The organism is Brevundimonas subvibrioides (genome assembly GCF_027271155.1).
In the GTDB taxonomy this organism is placed as follows: Bacteria; Pseudomonadota; Alphaproteobacteria; order Caulobacterales; family Caulobacteraceae; genus Brevundimonas; species Brevundimonas subvibrioides_D.
The window spans coordinates 1,839,965-1,855,741 of sequence record NZ_CP114542.1; the positions used below are offsets into that span (position 1 = coordinate 1,839,965).

Here is a 15,777-nt window from a genome sequence, read left to right on the forward strand (position 1 = left end):
GACGCGTGATTCCAAAGACGCGTTGCGGGAAGTCTCGAATGTCGACACAGGTCCAGACGACGCTGCGCGGCCCTGAAGCCTTCGCCCTGGCGCGCCGTGCCTTGGACGAGATGGAAAGCGTCGGCGTCTGGCCGACCCCGCTGAACTTCGAGCTCTGGCTTCACTGGCTGGGTGAACCCGAATGTGCGCTGGGAGTGGAGATGAGCCGGGTGCTTGGAAGCGGAACCGTCTTCACCGACGCCATCGCAGAGAAGCTGGGAGCTGAATACCTGCCCCGCGGTCGCCTGTCGGAGGAAATCCGCGACGCGGGTGCCGTTTTGAATCGCGAATTGTCGACCGTCTCCGAGGCCATCGCCAAGGCCCAGAAGTCCCAGGCCGCCTATGGCGAGACACTGGCCGGCGCCTCGGCCCACCTCGAAGGGTCCGCCGAGCCGACCGCCCTGCTGGGTGTCGTCTCCAACCTGAGCAAGGCCACGACCGAGGTCCAGTTCGAGAACGCCACGCTTGAAAAGCGTCTCGAGACCTCCACCCGGGAAGTCGCCCGGCTGCGCGACCATCTGGAAGAGGTCCGCCGCGACGCCATGACCGACGCCCTGACCAGCCTGGCCAATCGCAAGGCGTTCGACGAGGAACTGCTGAAGGCCTGTGACGAGGCGGACAGGAACCATCAACCGATGACACTGGCCGTACTCGACATCGACCACTTCAAGCGGTTCAACGACACTTGGGGCCACCAGACCGGCGATCAGGTTCTGCGCTATGTCGCCAGCGTGATCGGCCGTATCTCCAGGGCCCCTCGCATAGCGGCCCGTTACGGCGGCGAAGAGTTCGCCATCATCTTCCCGTCCGAAAACGCATTCGTCGTCGAGAAGGCCCTGAACCAGATTCGCGAAGAAATCGGCACCCGCGCCCTGCGTCGCCGTTCGACCAATGATGAGCTCGGCGCCGTGACGATCTCCGCCGGCCTGGCCGAGCGCCATCCGGGCGAGACCGGCTCGTCCCTGCTCGACCGGGCCGACAAGGCGCTCTATGCCTCCAAACGCACCGGCCGGGACAAGGTCACCAACGGCGAACGTCTGGACCAGGCTGCCTGACTCGACCCGATCGACGATCGCGTTCATCCCAAGACATGCGCAGTTTCGCCTTCAACATCGCCTACTGGCTCCTTTCGATCGGCTACGGCCTTGCCGCCGCTTTCGCCGCCCTGACGCCGGGGCGCGACGCCACGGCCTTCGTCATCCGCCGCTATGTCCGCCGCATGGTGCAGGCCATGCGAATCTTCGCGGGAATCCGGATCGAGGTGCGTGGCCGCGACCGCCTGCCGACCGGAGCCTTCATCATCGCCTCCAAGCACCAGAGCTGGGGCGACGGCTTTGCCACCTATGACCAGTTCGACGACCTGGCCTTCGTCACCGGCGACCACCTCGAGAAATTTCCCTTGCTGGGCACGGTGCTGAAGAAGCTGGGGGCCATCGTCGTCAACAACTGCGGCGGCCGTGAAGCCCGTGATTCGCTGAAGCAGAGCGGGGCCACAGCCCATGCCGAGGGCCGCAGGATCCTGATCTATCCGGAAGGCAATCTGGCCAAGGTCGGCGAGAAGTTCCGCTACCGCTCGGGCGTCTGGCACATGTATCGCGACTTCGACATGCCGGTCGTCCCCCTGGCCTCGAACCTCGGCCTGTTCTGGCCGCAGGAGGCCTATGCGAAACATCCGGGCACGGCGACGCTGGAGTTCCTCGACCCGATCCCGACCGGGCTGGGCAAGGAGGAGTTCCTGGAGCGACTGGAAGCGGTCGTCGAGGCGCGGACCGCCGAACTGATCGCCGAGGCGCGCGGCGGACCGGTCATTCCGAATGTTCGCGTCCCTACCCCCGACGAGCTGGCGAAACAGGCGAAGGCGGCAGCGGCAAGTTAGGCCTTCGCTTTGGCCTTGGCTTTGCGCGGTCGCTGTGAGGCCGCCTTGCGCAGGGCCGCATCGATCGACTGCCTGGCCCATGCGACAGCCTCGTCCGGGTCGTCCATCGCGCTTTCCGGCAGCGACCAGTAGGCCATGGACATCGTCTGCCCGTCATTCGTCGGATAGGTGAACTGGCGCGACCCGGCCTTGATCAGCAGCGGCGCATTGGTCTCGTCGGCCTTCAGCCACACGACACCGTCATCGAGCAAGGCGAAGATCAGACCACCCGAATACAGGCCGGCCCCGCCGAACATGCGTTTGATCACGAGCGGATGAAGGGCCGCGAAATGTTCTCGCACCCATTCACCGAAGTCGGGGTCATAGGCCACGGTCAAGCCGCCGGGACGACAGCGCCATCATACTTCTGCGCGATGAAATCCTTGACTGCCTGGCTGCGCAGAGCCGTCGCCAGAGCCCGGATGCGCGGGTCGTTCTGGTTGTCCGGGCGGGCGACCAGATAGTTGACATAGGGGCTGTCACCGCCCTCCAGCGCCAGGGCATCGGTCTTGGGCTTCAGCCCCGCGTCCAGGGCATAGTTGGTGTTGATCACGGCCAGATCGACCTGGTCCAGCACGCGCGGCAGGGTGGCGGCCTCGATCTCGCGAAAGCGGACATTCCATGGATTGCCTGTGACGTCGCGGACGGTCTGCAGCGGATTGGTCGGATCGCGCAGGGTGATCAGCCCGGCGGACTGGAGCAGCAGCAGCGACCGGCCCGTGTTCGAGGCATCATTCGGCAGGGCCACATCCGCGCCGTCGGGCAGGTCCGCCAGTGCCCGGTGCTTGCGCGAATAGGCACCCAGGGGCTCCACGTGAACGCCCGCAATGGTGATCAGGTTCGCGCCACGCGCGGCGTTGAACTCGTCCAGATAGGGCTTCGTCTGGAAGTAGTTGGCGTCGATCCGCTTTTCGGCCAGCTGGGTATTCGGCTGAACATAGTCGTTGAAGACCTTGATCTCGATCGGAAATCCTTCAACCGCAAGGGTCGGCTTCAGAAACTCGAGGATTTCGGCATGCGGTACGGCAGTGGCGCCGACGATCAGGGGCCCGGACGTATCGGTCGCCGTTTCGGCCCCCTGTCCGCAGGCGGCAAGGGCCAGCGCCGCGGCGGTCAGGATCAGGGTACGTCTCAGCATGGGCAACTCTCGATCAGCGATGCGAGACCCTAGCGACGATGGCGTCACCGATCATCTGCAGAATTTGTACGAGCAGCAACAGCAGAACTACGGTCACCACCATGACGTCGGTCTGGAACCGCTGATAGCCGAACCGGATCGCCAGGTCGCCCAGGCCGCCCGCCCCGACCACACCCGCCATGGCCGTATAGCTGACCAGGGCGATCGCCGTGACCGTGCCTCCGGCGATGATGCCCGGCATGGCCTCCGGCAGAAGGGCGCGGGTGACGATCTGCCAGGTCGAGCCGCCCATGGCCTGGGTCGCCTCGACCACGCCCTTGTCGACCTCACGCAGCGCGGTCTCGACCAGACGCGCATAGAAGGGCGCGGCACCGACCACCAGTGGCGGGATGGCCCCGGCGACGCCCAGCGACGTCCCGACCAGGATCACCGTCACCGGCAGCATGACGATCAGCAGGATGATGAAGGGCACGGACCGCAGGATGTTGACGACCAGCGACAGCAGTCCGTTCAGCACCGGATTGGCCGCCAGCCGCCCCTTGCCGGACAGATACAGCAGCACGCCCAGCGGAATGCCGAACACGACCGTCAGGGCCATGGCGCCGAACAGCATCAGAAGGGTGTCGCGCGTCGCCCGCGCGATCTCGGGCCAGTCGATATTGGCGAAGAATTCCATCAAGGGGCCTCCACCGAGACGCCGCGCGCCGTCAGCTGGGCGACCGCTGCGTCGGCGTCGCCGCCTGTGAAGGCCACGATCATCTGGCCATAGGGTTCGCCCCGGATGCGGCTGATGCGGCCCGACAGGATCGAATAATCCACGCCCGTCGACCGCGCGACACGGCTCAGTTCCGGCTCATAGGTCGAGCCACCCCGGAACGTCAGCCTGGCCAGCCGCCCGCCCGCCGGCACGACCGAGGCGTCAAAGGTCTCGCCTCCCTCGCCTTCGGCCAGCATGGCGCGGGTGACCGGAGACTTCGGATGCAGAAAGACATCGGCCGTGGCCCCCTCCTCCACCACCCGCCCGTCCTTCAGCACCGCCACCCGATCGCAGACGCGGCGAACCACCTCCATCTGGTGGGTGATCAGGACGATGGTCAGACCCAGATCGCGGTTCAGCCCGTCCAGCAGGCCGAGGATCTCGTCGGTCGTCTCGGGATCCAGCGCGCTCGTCGCCTCGTCGCACAGCAGGACATCGGGACCGCAGGCCAGGGCCCGGGCGATGCCGACCCTCTGCTTCTGCCCGCCCGAAAGCTGCGCGGGATGCTTCTTCGCATGTTCCGACAGGCCCAGTTGCTCCAGAAGCTCCGCCGTCCGGTGATCGATCTCGGCCGCCGGACGACCTTCGAGCCGCAGCGGAAAGGCGACGTTCTCCTCAATCGTCTTCGCGTTCAGCAGGTTGAAGTGCTGGAAGATCATGCCGATTCGCCGACGCGCCGCCCGCAGGGCGGCCGGTTTCAGCGCCGTGATCTCCTGATCGCCGACGAAGACCTTGCCGGCGTCCGGGGTCTCCAGCCGGTTGATCGTGCGGATCAGCGTCGACTTGCCCGCGCCTGAGCGCCCGACCACGCCGAACACCTGCCCCCTGGCCACCGTCAGATCGACGGCGTCGAGCGCCACACGTTCGCCCGCAGCGCTTCGATAGCGCCTGGTGACCCCTTCCAGCCGGATCATTCAGTCGGTCTCGAGGGCTTTCGCGGGGATGATGGTGACGCTCTCGCCGCACCCGCAGGCGTCGGTCTGGTTCGGGTTGCGGAACACGAATTTGGACGACAGTTTCGACGTCTCATAGTCGATCTCGGACCCGATCAGGAACAGGATCGCCTTGGGGTCGATCAGGATGGTGACGCCCTTGTCCTCGACCACCTCGTCCAGCGCACCGATCTCTTCGGCATAGGCGAAGGTGTATTCCTGACCCGCGCAACCGCCGTTCTTCACCCCGACCCGCAGGGCGACATAGGCCTTTTCCGCATTGGCCATGATCTCGCGCACGCGCCCGGCCGCGGCCTCGGTCAGGGTCACGACCTTGGGGCGCGGGCGGCGGGGACGTCCCCCGGTCGAGCCGGAGGATGACGATGTTTCAAAGTCGGTCATCAGAACATGTTCAAGGCCAGCTTGGCCTCGTCGCTCATCTTGGAGGGATCCCACGGCGGTTCGAACACCAGGTTGGCGCGAGCCGATTTGATGCCCTCGACCTTCATCACCGCATCCTCGATCCAGCCCGGCATCTCGCCCGCCACCGGACAGCCGGGTGCGGTCAGGGTCATGTCGATCAGCACGTCCTTGTCGTCCGAAAGATCGACCTTGTAGATCAGGCCCAGCTCATAGACATCGACCGGGATTTCCGGATCGAACACCGTCTTCAGCGCCGCGATCAGGTCCTCGGTCAGCCTGTCCAGCTCGGCCTGCGGCAGGGCGGCCGCCTGCGGTTCCGCCCAGGTCTCGGCGAAGGTCTCGCTCTGGCTGATTGCTTGGTCTTGCATCTCGCTCACACAAAGAACTCCCGCGCCTTGATCAGCGCGTCCACGAAGGCATCCGCATCTTCCACGGTGTTATATAGGGCGAAGCTGGCCCGCGCGCTCGAACTGATGCCGAAGCGACGTGACAGAGGCTCGGCACAATGCAGCCCGGCCCGCACGGCCACGCCATAGCGGTCCAGGATCTGGGCCACGTCGTGGGCATGGGCACCCTCGACCGTAAAGGTCAGGATCGCCCCCTTGCCCGGCGCTTCGCCGATGATCCGCAGCCAGTTCAGGCCCGACAGCCGCGCGACGACATGGTCGTACAGCGCCCGCTCATGCGCCGCCACGGCCAGGCGGTCGAAGGCCATGAACCACTCCAGCGCGACCCCCAGTCCGATGACCTCGAGGATCGGTGGGGTGCCGGCCTCGAACCGGTGCGGGATGGTGGCATAGGTCACCGCATCCTCGGTCACGGTCGCGATCATCTCGCCCCCGCCCTGATACGGCGGCAGGGCCTCCAGCGCGGCCCGCTTGCCGTACAGGCCGCCGATGCCGGTCGGGCCGTACAGCTTGTGGCCGGTGAAGACGTAGAAGTCGCAGTCCAGCGCCTGGACATCCGGGCTGCAATGCACGGCCCCCTGACACCCGTCGACCAGCACCAGCGCCCCGGCCGCATGGGCCAGATCGGCGATGGCGCGGACGTCGTTCACCGTGCCCAGCACATTCGACATATGGGTCACGGCGACCAGTTTCGTCTTCGGTCCGATCAGCGCAGAAAGCCCGTCCAGGTCCAGCGACCCGTCGTCCAGCACCGGGGCCCATTTCAGCACGACCCCCAGCCGATCGCGCAGCATCGACCAGGGCACGATGTTGGCATGGTGCTCCATCTGGGTCGTGATGATCTCATCGCCGGGGTTCAGGCTCTGCGCCAGGCCCGCCGCGACCAGATTGAAGGCCTCGGTCCCGCCCTTGGTCCAGACGATCTGGTCGGGGCTTTCGGCGTTCAGAAAGCGGGCGACGATTTCCCTCGCCTGTTCGAACGCCTCGGTCGTCTCATTGGCCAGGGTGTGCAGGCCGCGGTGGACGTTGGAATAGGAACCTTCCATCGCCGCGGTCAGGGCCTCGATCACCGCGCGCGGCTTCTGCGCCGAGGCGGCCGAGTCAAGATAGACCAGCGGCTTTCCGTTCACTGTCCGCGACAGGATCGGGAACTGCGCCCGGGCGGCATAGGGGTCGAAGCGGGTCAGAGTCGCGCCGTCAGCCATGACCTCACCACCTCTCTCGCGCCCTCGTGCGCGATGCGGTCGACGACCTCGAACAGGAAGGCCTGGGTCAGAAGCGCCCGTGCCTCGTCCGCCGGGATACCGCGCTGCTGCATGTAGAACAGGGCGCTTTCGTCCAGATTGCCGACGGTGTTGCCATGCGCGCACTGCACGTCGTCGGCATAGATTTCCAACTCGGGCTTGGCGTCCACCTCGGCCCGCTCGCCCAGGATCAGGGCGTGGTGGCCCATCCGCGCATCGGTGCCGTCGGCCCCGCGCTCGACCACGATCTTGCCCTGGAACACGCCGCGCGCCGTATCGCGCACCACGCCCTTGGTCAGCTGCGAGGTGACGCCATTCGGGCCGTTGTGACGCACGACGCTGGTCAGGTCGGCATGCCGCTCACCGGACAGGGCATAGAGGCCGTCCAGGGTGATCTCCGTCCCCTCACCGCCGTGGCTCAGGTGCGTCTCTTGCCGTTGCAGCCTGGCACCCCCGGTGATGGTGGTCTGGCGATAGACCGCGCCGGGGGCCGTCTTCACCCGGGTCACGGCGACCGAAATGGCATCGGCAGGCTCGTCGACCACCACAACGCGCGTGACCTCGGCACCGGCCGGAACATCGCAATCAATCCGATAGTTGGCGACATATCCTGCGCCAGTGCCTTCATAACTTTCCAGCAGGGTCAGCCGCGCCCCCGGCTTGACCGCGATCCGGACGGAGGCGCTGTGACCCGTCCCCGTCGCGTCCGACACGAACCGCAACCGCAACGTCTGCTCGCCCGAGGCGACGAAGGCATCGGCCCCGACCGCGCGGCCATTGGCGAAGGCGATCTCCTCGCCGCCAAGCGCCGCGAACGGCCCGCCGGGCGCGATCTCGGCGCCTGGCGACGGCGACGGTGTCTCGCGCAGCACCCGGGCCAGGTCGGTGTATTTCCACGCCTCGACCCGCCGCGACGGGAAGGTCGACGGATCGCGCAGATCGACGGCGGTACTCACGCCGCCTGCGGCAGGTATTTGTCGTACCCTTCCGCCTCCAGCTGCAGCGCCAGTTCCGGTCCGCCCGAGGCCACGATCCGGCCGGCGGCCAGCACATGGACCCGGTCGGGTTTGATGTAGTCCAGCAGCCGCTGATAATGGGTGATCACCAACATGGCGCGGTCGGGCGAGCGCAGGGCATTGACCCCCTCCGACACGATCCGCAGGGCGTCGATGTCGAGGCCGGAATCGGTCTCGTCCAGGATCAGCAGCGACGGCTCCAGCAGGGCCATCTGCAGGATCTCCATCCGCTTCTTCTCGCCGCCGGAGAAGCCGACGTTCAGCGGCCGCTTCAGCATCTCGAAATCCATCTTCAGCGCCGCCGACGCCGCCTTGACCTGTTTCAGGAAGGCGGGGGCCGAGACCTCCTCCTCGCCCCGCGCCCGCTTCTGGGCGTTCAGCGCCGTGCGCACGAAGGTCAGGGCCGGAACGCCCGGGATCTCGATCGGATACTGGAACGACAGGAAGACGCCCCTCGCCGCCCGCGCCGCCGGGTCGAGGTCAAGCAGGCTCTCGCCGTTCCAGTCGACCGATCCCTCGACGGCCTCGTATCCGGGCCGTCCCGACAGGGCATAGCCCAGCGTCGACTTGCCCGCCCCGTTCGGTCCCATGATGGCGTGCACCTCGCCCGCCGGAACATCGAGCGTCAGGCCCTTGAGGATGGGCTTGTCGCCGACGGAAACGTGGAGGTTTGAGATGGAAAGCATGGGTTTCATTTTTCGGTCAGGTCGATGGCGTCGAGATCTTGGCGAGCGTCGAGGAAGGCGAGAACGAACAGGCAGTCGGGCATGATTTTGAAGACGATGATCTTGTTCCAGCGCAGCAGGCTGAGTTCACGGCATCCGGGCCAGCGCTGTGAAATACGTCCGGGTGTGGGCATCCACATGAACCGCCGCGTCGCGCCCTGAATCTCCTCGCGAGCTCGCTTGGCCGCAGCCGGATTGATCTCCAGCAGCATATCGAGAAAGCGGTCGGCAGACTGCTCGGCAGGCACTGTCCATTCGACCAGCCTCACCCGTATTTCGCCTGCCAGCGCGCAAACACTTCGTGCTGGGGTGACGTGTGGCCATTCTCCATCGCGGCCAGCCCCTTGGCGACCTGGATGTCCCAGTCCTCGTGCAGGGCAGGCATATCGGCGACATAGGTCATCAGCTCGCCGTAGGATTCCAGCGCCCGTTCAACGATCTGGCGGCCTGTCTCATCAGGGAACCGCTCCTTCAACTGCGCGAAGACCTCTTCGCTAGTGAACGTCTCACCCCGGTCGATTTGAGCCAGACTCTCCTCGATCTCGGCGACCTGCTGGGGCGTGAACGGCTCGGCGGTCATCGACTCCTGCTCGTGCAGGCTCCAGTCCGCAAAGCCGATAATGAGCTCACTCAGCGGTATGCCACGATCATCGGCCGCGCGTTGGAACCGCTCGGCGAGATCGTCTTCGACCTCAATCGTGATCTCGCGCATTTTTGGCAAAGCCGTCATGATGACCTCCTCGCGCCAGCATAGCACATCGCCAAGGCTCCCGCCCCGTTTGGCCCCATGATGGCGTGCACCTCGCCCGCCGGATCATCGAGCGTCAGCCCCTTGAGGATCCGCTTGTCGCCGACGGAGACGTGGAGGTTGGAGATGGAGAGCATCAGAAGTCCGAAGGCGTAAGAAGCAGGCGCCAAGCCCGCGGAAGTTTGGTGAAACCGATTACTGAGCGAACCCGGCCGCCGCTCTGTACCGAGACAAGCCGCCAGCGGGGACCATCGAGAAAACCGTACCAATCGCTTTCGAGGATCAGCCAAGCCCCACCCCGGCGATCTGCCACTGCCGTCGCGCTATCTCCCAACCGCGAAAGTCGGGGATGCGTTGAAATCCAGGCTCGTTCATCGTTGTCCGGTGCGCGCCACTCTGGATGAGCGAGCACGCGCGGCGCCAATCTGATCGAATCGACCAAGCCGAGGATCGCGGATCCCGGATACCAGGCTTGAGCGCCGCCCTTCCGGGATCGAGCGTTCACCCCACACTCCCTTCCAGACTGATCGCCACCAGCTTCTGCGCCTCGACGGCGAACTCCATCGGCAGTTTCTGCATCACGTCGCGAACGAAGCCGTTGACCAGCAGGGCCACCGCCTCCTCCTGGCTCAGCCCGCGCTGCTGGGCGTAGAACAGCTGGTCGTCGGACAGGCGCGTCGTCGTCGCCTCATGCTCCAGCTGGGCCGAGCCGTTGCGGGCCTCGATGTAGGGCACGGTGTGGGAGCCACAGTCGCCGCCGATCAACAGGCTGTCGCACTGGGTGAAGTTGCGCACCCCCGTCGCCTTCGGGTGGACCGAGACCAGACCGCGATAGGTCGAGTCCGACTTCCCCGCCGAGACCGCCTTGGCGATGATCCGGCTTTTCGAATTCCTGCCCAGATGGATCATCTTGGTGCCGGTGTCGGCCTGCTGATGTCCGTTGGTGATGGCGATCGAATAGAATTCGCCCGAGCTCTCCTCGCCGCGCAGGACGCAGGACGGATATTTCCAGGTCACGGCCGAACCGGTCTCGACCTGGGTCCATGACACCTTCGACCGGTCGCCCCGGCAGTCGGCCCGCTTGGTGACGAAGTTGTAGATGCCGCCCCGGCCTTCCGCGTCGCCGGGGTACCAGTTCTGGACCGTCGAATATTTGATCTCGGCGTCGTCCAGGGCGACCAGCTCGACCACGGCTGCATGCAGCTGGTTCTCATCCCGCATCGGGGCCGTGCAGCCCTCAAGGTAGCTGACGTAGCTGCCCTTGTCGGCGATGATCAGGGTGCGTTCGAACTGGCCGGTCTGGCTGGCGTTGATGCGGAAATAGGTCGACAGCTCCATCGGGCATTTCACGCCCGGCGGGATGTAGACGAACGAACCATCGGAAAAGACGGCTGAATTCAGTGCCGCAAAATAGTTGTCCGAGACCGGCACGACCGATCCCAGATATTGCCGCACCAGATCCGGATATTCCCGCAAAGCCTCGGAAATCGGCATGAAAATGACGCCGACCTTGGCCAGTTCGGCCTTGAAGGTGGTGACCACGCTGACGCTGTCGAACACGGCATCCACCGCATAGCGGGGTGCACCCTCGACACCCGCCAGCACCGCCTGTTCGCTGAGCGGAATGCCCAGTTTCTTGTAGATTTCCAGAATCTCGGGATCGACCTCGTCCAGCGACTTCGGCCCGTCCTTCTTCTTTGGCGCGGCATAGTAGAACAGCGACTGGTAATCGACCGGCTCGTATTTCACCGAGGCCCAGGTCGGCTCTTCCATCGCCAGCCAGCGCTCGTAGGCGGCCAGGCGCCATTCCAGCATCCACTCCGGCTCGCCCTTCTTCTCGCTGATGAAGCGGACGATGTCGGCGTTCAGTCCGCGCGGAGCATATTCGGTCTCGATGTCCGAGGTGAAGCCGTGCTCGTACTTCTCCAGCGCGGCAACGGCGTCGATGGTTTCCTGAACGGCGGCCATGGCTTAGGCGGTTTCCTTCACGCGGGCGGATTGACGCCCGCGATGTGCTTTATAGGCCCTGGTCCACGCCTCGGCGAAGCGTGACCAATCGTCTTGCGTCGTTCCCCATCCGCCCGAGACGCGCACGCCCCCGGTCGCCAGGTCCATCCGCCCCATGGCCACGATCGTCCGGCTGGGTTTGGTCTTGCCGGAGGAACAGGCGCTGCCGGCCGAGACCATGATGCCGTCGAGGTCCAGCACGATCAGGGCCTGCGGGCTGTCCCAGTCGGCGACCGACAGGAACAGGGTATTGGGTAGCCTCGGCGCGCCCTTGCCAATGATGGTCGCCCCCGCCGCCTCGACGGCCGCTTCCGCCGCATCGCGCCAGGCCCTGTGCGCCTCGGCCAGCGGCAGGTCGCGCGCCGCGCAATCGGCTGCGACACCGAAGCCGTGGATGCCCGGCACATTCTCGGTCCCTGCCCTCAGGCCCCGCTCCTGCCCGGCGCCGCGCACGATCGACACCGCCGACCGGCCGTCGCCCAGAACCAGGGCGCCCACACCCTGCGGCCCGCCCAGCTTGTGCGCCGACAGGGTCAGGGTGTCGGGCTTAAGCGCTCCCATGGAGACGGGGATCTTGCCCGCCGACTGGATCGCATCGACGTGCAGCCAGCCGCCCGCCTCGCGCACCAGGATCGCGGCCTCGCGGATCGGCTCGATCACGCCGCTTTCGTTATTGGCATGGTGGATCGCCACGACCGGCTTGCCCGGGCCGCGTAGCAGTTCCGACAATTTGCCGAGATCGATCACGCCCTGGCTGTCGACCGGCAGCACCTTGACCGGCTTGCCCGAGGCCATGGCCGCCTCCGCCACGCACGGATGCTCCGACGCGCAGACGATCAGTCGATCGAACCCGGCCGCCAGGGCGCTGGCGATCGCCTGGGCATTCGATTCCGTGCCGCCGGACGAGAAGATCACCGATTGCGCATCCGCCCCGACCAGATTGGCCAACCGGGCTCTTGCCGTCTCGACCCGCGCCCGAGCCCGCCGTCCGGCAGCGTGCACGGCCGACGGATTGCCGTTGTCAGCCAGGGCCTCGACCATCGCCGCCTGAACCTCGGGCCGCACCAGGGCCGAGGCGTTGTAGTCCAGATAGACGCCGGTCACGCCGCCACGCCCATGTCGGCACCGGCCGCCGCGGACCGCCGCGACCCCGTCCGGTTCATGATGACGTCTTCCAGCGATACGCTGGCCAGATAGCGATGGATCTCGTCGCCCAGATCCTCCCACAGATTGTGGGTGATGCAGCGTTCCCCGGCCATCATGCACCCGCGCGGCGAGGAATGGGCCGAACACCGGGTCGCCCGGATCGGCTCGTCGACGGCCAGCACGATTTCCGACACGACCGTCTCGCCCGCCGCCTTGGCCAGTCGATAGCCGCCGCCCGGCCCGCGCACGCTGCGCACCAGTCCGCTTTTCCTCAGTCGGGCAAACAGCTGCTCCAGATAACTCAATGAAATTTCTTGACGGGTGGCAATTTCTGCCAGGGACACGGCCCGGCCATCGACACCCTCGCCCTGGCCATTACGCGCCAGATCGGCCATCGCCATCACGGCGTATCGTCCCTTGGTCGACAGTCGCATCGTCGTCCTCAAAAATCGCGCGCATTTCCGGGGTCTTGTGCTATGACCCGCCGCTTCGCGAGGCGGCCGAACGCAGGGATGGACCTAGAATGTCCTACCCCCGTGGTCAAGTATTCCGGCGGCCCGAAATGACAGTTGAACGGATTCCAGAGCCCCATGCCTGAAGTCATCCTGCCCGGCGCCTCCGGTCGTATCGAAGGCCGCTATTCCCCCGGCAAGCGCGCCAATGCACCGATCGCCCTGATCCTGCACCCGCATCCCAAGGCGGGCGGGCATATGAACAACCCCGTCACCGTGACCCTGCACCAGCTGTTCCAGCAGCGCGGCTTCGCCACCCTCCGCTACAATTCGCGCGGCGTCGGCAAGTCACAGGGCGAGTTCGACTCTGGCATCGGCGAGCTGGCCGACGCGGCCACCGCCCTGGACTGGCTGCAGTCCAACAACCCGGCCGCCACCCAGACCTGGGTCGCCGGCTATCAGTTCGGGGCCTATATCGGCATGCAGCTGCTGATGCGCCGGCCCGAGACGGACGGCTTCATCTCGGTCTCGCCACCGTCGAACATGTACGACTTCAGCTTCCTGGCCCCCTGCCCGGCATCCGGCCTGTTTCTGCACGGCACGGCCGACACCATCGTGCCGCCGGTCGAGGTCGAGCGGGTCGTCAACAAGCTCCGCACCCAGAAGGGCATCGTCATCGATTACGAGCTGGAGGACGGCGCCAGCCACTTCTGGCAGGACCATATCGGCGCCGTCGAGCGCCGCGTGGGCCTGTATCTGGACAAGCGGCTGGAGGCCGAGCCGGCTTGAGGCGTGTCAGCCGTTCCGGCCCGGAACGGCACCGGCTTCGATCGCCTCATCGACACAGGCTTTGCGCTCGGCATCCGAGCCTTCAGGATCTGCAATCCTGAAGGATCGGACGATGGCGCGGACCTCCGCCTGTCGTGAGGCGTCGCTCTGCGCATCAGTGAGCCGACGGGCCCACCAGTCCCTGACGAACCAGGACGGCCCGGCGACCCGACCGGTCTGGCTCATGACGTCCTCGATCATGACCATGATCTGGGCATGACAGATCTCGGCCCGGACAGGCGGCGTCACGTCCGCCGTTGCGGCGAGCATGAACAGGATTGCGGCTGACATGGCGGTCTCCGTTTCAACCGTACTGCAGGAACGGCCGCCGCGCCTCGATCCAGGCCGCCTCGTCCGGTCCGGCGATCGCGTCCAGATCGCCGGGCGTCGCCTCGGCGTCATCGACCCATTCCCGCAGGCCCGACCCGCCGTTGATGACGTCGATCGGCAGCTTGCCGAAGGCATACTCATAAGGAAAATCCCGCCACAGCGCGTAGTCGGGATAAAGCAGCCGGATCGCCTTGAAGCCCAGCGCCTGGACCCGCCACGGCCGGAACGCCGCGTGGCCATAGCCCGGCCCCTCGACATGGATCTGCACCCCGGAACACAGGGTGCCGACATGTTTGTGGAAGGTCGGCTCGAACCACATGTCCCTCAGAACGCAGCCGCCCAGCCATTGCGGCGCCAGCGCCCGCATTTCGGCGATCACGGCGCGGGCATCGATGTCGGGGGCACCGAACAGCTCCAGCGGCCGGGTCGTGCCCCGGCCTTCCGACAGGGTCGCCCCCTCGACCATCACCGTGCCCGGATAGGCGCGCGCCATCGACAGGTTGGGCGCATTGGGACTGGGGTTGATCCAGGCCCTTTCCCCCAGCGGCCAGCCGAACCCGGGCCCGGCCTCGGGGTCATAGCCCTGCATCGCGATGACGCGATACTCGACGTCCAGCCTGAAGTGATCGATGAACCAGTGGCCCAGTTCGCCCAGGGTCATGCCGTGCCGCATCGGCATCGGCCCGGCCCCGACGAAACTCTCCCATCCCGGCAGCAGGGTGGTGCCCTCGACGGGTCGACCGGCCGGATTGGGCCGATCCAGCACCCAGACCGCCTTGCCGTGCTCGGCTGCCGCCTCCAGCACATAGAGCAGGGTCGTGATGAAGGTGTAGATGCGGCAACCCAGGTCCTGCAGGTCGATCAGGATGACGTCGAACGTCTCCAGCGACGCCGCCGTCGGCCGCCGGACCTCGCCGTACAGGCTGAAGACCGGAAAGCCGTGGACCGGGTCGGTCTCGTCCGGGCTCTCCATCATATTGTCCTGCAGGTCGCCCTTCATCCCGTGCTGGGGCCCGAAGGCGGCGGTCAGGTTGACCCCCGCCGCCATCAGCGCATCGACCGAATGGGTCAGGTCCGCCGTCACCGAGGCCGGATGCGCCAGCAGCGCCACCCGCCGCCCCTTCAGCGCGGCGAGCAACTCGGGCTCGGACAGAACGCGGTCGATGCCGAACTTCATGGCAGGTCCAGGATGAAGGAGTCGGGATGATGAAAGTCCGGCTTATCGGACGGATGGGCCAGTGCCCAGTAACTCATCTCGCCGTCGACGGTCTCTATCACGGCTGAAAGACCAAGCCGACGCGCACCATGCGGCAGTTCAATCCGCGCCTCGAGTGCGACCATGTCGAAGGCACCGTCGAGTCCTTCCACGGTCGCGACCTCTTCTGCCGTTCGCATCCCGGCGCGAGGACCATCAAAGCGATAGGATGCCCAACGGGTCGATGGCGAGAGGTTGTATTCGACATAGCCGTCGTCCGAAGCCACAAAGACCTCGAAACAGGTATGCCGCCACAGATCGTCGGCCCGTCCCTGCCTCGCTTCAAGGGGCCAGGCGATTCTATCGACCTCGCCCTCGACCACAAAACGCAGCCAAAGCAGCAGGCCGTCCCGCTCGACATGAACCTCAACGCCTCTCGCAGGCGCGTTGGTGGTGTCGGGATGCGGCTGCAAGA

Annotated in this window: 20 protein-coding genes and 1 pseudogene; 3 read left to right on the top strand and 18 right to left on the bottom strand. The window is 66.0% G+C overall.

Features of this window, described 5'->3' with window-relative positions:
- Positions 1-38: 38 nt before the first annotated feature.
- Positions 39-1,094, top strand: a complete 1,056-nt coding sequence (locus O3139_RS09315) for a GGDEF domain-containing protein (protein ID WP_269513793.1) — start codon at positions 39-41, stop codon at positions 1,092-1,094.
- A gap of 35 nt (positions 1,095-1,129) precedes the next feature.
- The gene (locus tag O3139_RS09320) at positions 1,130-1,915 is read left to right on the top strand and encodes a lysophospholipid acyltransferase family protein (RefSeq protein ID WP_269513794.1); all 786 of its coding nucleotides are present in this window, start codon (positions 1,130-1,132) and stop codon (positions 1,913-1,915) included.
- On the opposite strand, the gene O3139_RS09325 is transcribed toward O3139_RS09320, so the two are convergent.
- The 15 genes and pseudogenes from O3139_RS09325 to O3139_RS09395 form a co-directional block, all read right to left on the bottom strand.
- Positions 1,912-2,286 (bottom strand): TfoX/Sxy family protein, encoded by a 375-nt coding sequence (locus O3139_RS09325; RefSeq protein WP_269513795.1) that lies wholly within the window; start codon positions 2,284-2,286, stop codon positions 1,912-1,914. The two genes, O3139_RS09320 and O3139_RS09325, sit on opposite strands and share 4 nt — an antisense overlap.
- Positions 2,287-2,288: 2 nt before the next feature.
- Positions 2,289-3,092: a MetQ/NlpA family ABC transporter substrate-binding protein gene (locus O3139_RS09330; protein WP_269513796.1), complete on the bottom strand. Its 804-nt coding sequence runs from the start codon at positions 3,090-3,092 to the stop codon at positions 2,289-2,291.
- 13 nt (positions 3,093-3,105) lie between these two features.
- Positions 3,106-3,768: a methionine ABC transporter permease gene (locus tag O3139_RS09335; RefSeq protein WP_269513797.1), complete on the bottom strand. Its 663-nt coding sequence runs from the start codon at positions 3,766-3,768 to the stop codon at positions 3,106-3,108.
- A complete protein-coding gene (locus O3139_RS09340; RefSeq protein ID WP_269513798.1) occupies positions 3,768-4,763 on the bottom strand; it encodes a methionine ABC transporter ATP-binding protein in 996 nt (331 codons plus the stop codon). The genes O3139_RS09335 and O3139_RS09340 overlap by 1 nt, the downstream gene beginning before the upstream one ends.
- Positions 4,764-5,183 carry a HesB/IscA family protein gene (locus tag O3139_RS09345; protein WP_269513799.1) on the bottom strand — a complete coding sequence of 140 codons (420 nt, stop codon included), beginning with the start codon at positions 5,181-5,183 and terminating at the stop codon, positions 4,764-4,766.
- Entirely contained in the window at positions 5,183-5,572 is a 390-nt protein-coding gene (locus O3139_RS09350) for an SUF system Fe-S cluster assembly protein (RefSeq protein ID WP_269513800.1), read from the bottom strand. Before O3139_RS09350 ends, O3139_RS09345 begins: the two co-directional genes overlap by 1 nt.
- A gap of 5 nt (positions 5,573-5,577) precedes the next feature.
- On the bottom strand, positions 5,578-6,816 hold the full coding sequence (locus O3139_RS09355) for an aminotransferase class V-fold PLP-dependent enzyme (RefSeq protein WP_269513801.1): 1,239 nt from the start codon (positions 6,814-6,816) through the stop codon (positions 5,578-5,580).
- Positions 6,795-7,811, bottom strand: coding sequence for a Fe-S cluster assembly protein SufD (sufD, locus tag O3139_RS09360; protein ID WP_269513803.1), 1,017 nt, complete (start codon positions 7,809-7,811; stop codon positions 6,795-6,797). Before sufD ends, O3139_RS09355 begins: the two co-directional genes overlap by 22 nt.
- Positions 7,808-8,557 carry a Fe-S cluster assembly ATPase SufC gene (gene sufC / locus O3139_RS09365; RefSeq protein ID WP_269513804.1) on the bottom strand — a complete coding sequence of 250 codons (750 nt, stop codon included), beginning with the start codon at positions 8,555-8,557 and terminating at the stop codon, positions 7,808-7,810. The genes sufD and sufC (O3139_RS09365) overlap by 4 nt, the downstream gene beginning before the upstream one ends.
- A 5-nt stretch (positions 8,558-8,562) precedes the next feature.
- Positions 8,563-8,865, bottom strand: coding sequence for a type II toxin-antitoxin system RelE/ParE family toxin (locus tag O3139_RS09370; protein ID WP_269513806.1), 303 nt, complete (start codon positions 8,863-8,865; stop codon positions 8,563-8,565).
- Positions 8,862-9,326, bottom strand: a complete 465-nt coding sequence (locus O3139_RS09375) for a ribbon-helix-helix protein, CopG family (protein WP_269513807.1) — start codon at positions 9,324-9,326, stop codon at positions 8,862-8,864. Before O3139_RS09375 ends, O3139_RS09370 begins: the two co-directional genes overlap by 4 nt.
- A gap of 20 nt (positions 9,327-9,346) precedes the next feature.
- A pseudogene (gene sufC / locus O3139_RS09380) lies at positions 9,347-9,481 on the bottom strand (Fe-S cluster assembly ATPase SufC); the annotation flags it as partial.
- A gap of 364 nt (positions 9,482-9,845) precedes the next feature.
- The gene (gene sufB, locus O3139_RS09385) at positions 9,846-11,312 is read right to left on the bottom strand and encodes a Fe-S cluster assembly protein SufB (protein ID WP_269513809.1); all 1,467 of its coding nucleotides are present in this window, start codon (positions 11,310-11,312) and stop codon (positions 9,846-9,848) included.
- Between the two features lie 3 nt (positions 11,313-11,315).
- On the bottom strand, positions 11,316-12,455 hold the full coding sequence (locus O3139_RS09390) for a cysteine desulfurase family protein (protein ID WP_269513810.1): 1,140 nt from the start codon (positions 12,453-12,455) through the stop codon (positions 11,316-11,318).
- Complete coding sequence (locus O3139_RS09395) at positions 12,452-12,931, bottom strand: Rrf2 family transcriptional regulator (RefSeq protein ID WP_269513811.1); 480 nt, start codon at positions 12,929-12,931, stop codon at positions 12,452-12,454. The genes O3139_RS09390 and O3139_RS09395 overlap by 4 nt, the downstream gene beginning before the upstream one ends.
- 156 nt (positions 12,932-13,087) lie before the next feature.
- Between O3139_RS09395 and O3139_RS09400 the strand changes: the two genes are divergently transcribed.
- Entirely contained in the window at positions 13,088-13,738 is a 651-nt protein-coding gene (locus tag O3139_RS09400; RefSeq protein ID WP_269513812.1) for an alpha/beta hydrolase, read from the top strand.
- A 6-nt stretch (positions 13,739-13,744) separates the two neighbouring features.
- On the opposite strand, the gene O3139_RS09405 is transcribed toward O3139_RS09400, so the two are convergent.
- From O3139_RS09405 to O3139_RS09415, 3 genes are read right to left on the bottom strand one after another with little or no spacing between them, the layout of a single operon-like run.
- Positions 13,745-14,068 carry a hypothetical protein gene (locus tag O3139_RS09405; RefSeq protein WP_269513813.1) on the bottom strand — a complete coding sequence of 108 codons (324 nt, stop codon included), beginning with the start codon at positions 14,066-14,068 and terminating at the stop codon, positions 13,745-13,747.
- A 13-nt stretch (positions 14,069-14,081) separates the two neighbouring features.
- A complete protein-coding gene (locus O3139_RS09410) occupies positions 14,082-15,284 on the bottom strand; it encodes a DUF1343 domain-containing protein (RefSeq protein WP_269513815.1) in 1,203 nt (400 codons plus the stop codon).
- Positions 15,281-15,775 (bottom strand): DOMON-like domain-containing protein, encoded by a 495-nt coding sequence (locus tag O3139_RS09415; RefSeq protein WP_269513816.1) that lies wholly within the window; start codon positions 15,773-15,775, stop codon positions 15,281-15,283. Before O3139_RS09415 ends, O3139_RS09410 begins: the two co-directional genes overlap by 4 nt.
- Between the last annotated feature and the right edge of the window lie 2 nt (positions 15,776-15,777).

What these genes read in the sequence shown, in the direction of transcription:
- O3139_RS09405 (WP_269513813.1), bottom strand. Translation starts at nt 14,068, where the DNA reads ATGTCAGCCGCAATCCTGTTCATGCTCGCCGCAACGGCGGACGTGACG.
- O3139_RS09375 (WP_269513807.1), bottom strand. Translation starts at nt 9,326, where the DNA reads ATGACGGCTTTGCCAAAAATGCGCGAGATCACGATTGAGGTCGAAGAC.
- O3139_RS09330 (WP_269513796.1), bottom strand. Translation starts at nt 3,092, where the DNA reads ATGCTGAGACGTACCCTGATCCTGACCGCCGCGGCGCTGGCCCTTGCC.
- O3139_RS09345 (WP_269513799.1), bottom strand. Translation starts at nt 5,183, where the DNA reads ATGACCGACTTTGAAACATCGTCATCCTCCGGCTCGACCGGGGGACGT.
- O3139_RS09355 (WP_269513801.1), bottom strand. Translation starts at nt 6,816, where the DNA reads ATGGCTGACGGCGCGACTCTGACCCGCTTCGACCCCTATGCCGCCCGG.
- O3139_RS09320 (WP_269513794.1), top strand. Translation starts at nt 1,130, where the DNA reads ATGCGCAGTTTCGCCTTCAACATCGCCTACTGGCTCCTTTCGATCGGC.
- sufB (WP_269513809.1), bottom strand. Translation starts at nt 11,312, where the DNA reads ATGGCCGCCGTTCAGGAAACCATCGACGCCGTTGCCGCGCTGGAGAAG.
- sufC (WP_269513804.1), bottom strand. Translation starts at nt 8,557, where the DNA reads ATGCTTTCCATCTCAAACCTCCACGTTTCCGTCGGCGACAAGCCCATC.
- O3139_RS09335 (WP_269513797.1), bottom strand. Translation starts at nt 3,768, where the DNA reads ATGGAATTCTTCGCCAATATCGACTGGCCCGAGATCGCGCGGGCGACG.
- O3139_RS09395 (WP_269513811.1), bottom strand. Translation starts at nt 12,931, where the DNA reads ATGCGACTGTCGACCAAGGGACGATACGCCGTGATGGCGATGGCCGAT.
- O3139_RS09400 (WP_269513812.1), top strand. Translation starts at nt 13,088, where the DNA reads ATGCCTGAAGTCATCCTGCCCGGCGCCTCCGGTCGTATCGAAGGCCGC.
- O3139_RS09350 (WP_269513800.1), bottom strand. Translation starts at nt 5,572, where the DNA reads ATGCAAGACCAAGCAATCAGCCAGAGCGAGACCTTCGCCGAGACCTGG.
- O3139_RS09410 (WP_269513815.1), bottom strand. Translation starts at nt 15,284, where the DNA reads ATGAAGTTCGGCATCGACCGCGTTCTGTCCGAGCCCGAGTTGCTCGCC.
- O3139_RS09340 (WP_269513798.1), bottom strand. Translation starts at nt 4,763, where the DNA reads ATGATCCGGCTGGAAGGGGTCACCAGGCGCTATCGAAGCGCTGCGGGC.
- O3139_RS09315 (WP_269513793.1), top strand. Translation starts at nt 39, where the DNA reads ATGTCGACACAGGTCCAGACGACGCTGCGCGGCCCTGAAGCCTTCGCC.